The organism is Enhygromyxa salina (genome assembly GCF_002994615.1).
In the GTDB taxonomy this organism is placed as follows: Bacteria; Myxococcota_A; Polyangia; order Nannocystales; family Nannocystaceae; genus Plesiocystis; species Plesiocystis salina_A.
Window position 1 is genome coordinate 1 of the sequence record NZ_PVNK01000075.1, and the last position, 579, is coordinate 579.

1 pseudogene is annotated in these 579 nt (G+C 63.4%); it reads right to left on the bottom strand.

The window, feature by feature from the left end:
• Window positions 1-169: 169 nt before the first annotated feature.
• Window positions 170-415, bottom strand: a pseudogene (locus ENSA5_RS37190) (IS630 family transposase); the annotation flags it as partial.
• Between the last annotated feature and the right edge of the window lie 164 nt (window positions 416-579).

Sequence of the window (579 nt, forward strand, 5' to 3'; positions counted from 1 at the left end):
CTTTTCGCCGAGGGCTTTGTCGCCAAAACTTGCAGTACGCCCGGTACAGCGGCGTTTTGGCTTCGCGCCCTCGGCGAACATTCCGGCGCGAGGCGACACGATGCATTGCACCCCGGGCTGCTAGAACTAGTCTAGTCCCCTGGATCTGAAATACCTGGCCTAAGTCGAGTCACTTGGAGGTCGCCCCGTGGACTTCGAGAATCCGGCGGCAGGTTCGCTGGACAGACTCGAGAACCTGGTCGGCGGTCTTGGTCCATTTGAACGGGGCGCAGTCCTCGTTGTGGGCCTCGACGTACTCGTAGATGGCTTTGCGAAGGTCTGGGACGCTCGTGTGTGAACCGCGCTTGAGGGCATGCTCGGTGAGGAGACCGAAGAAGCGTTCGACGAGATTCGCTGACGCCTGCGGGGGTCTAAACAAGCCCCCTTCCAGGGGGCCACGCACCCAGGTCGCTAAGCTCATACCAGCCCACCGAGGGAGGGAGCGCAGCGACCGAGCGACCTGCCGCGCAGCGGCAGTGCGTGGCAAAGTCGCTGACGCCTGCGGGGGTCTAAACAAGCCCCCTTCCAGGGGGCCACGCA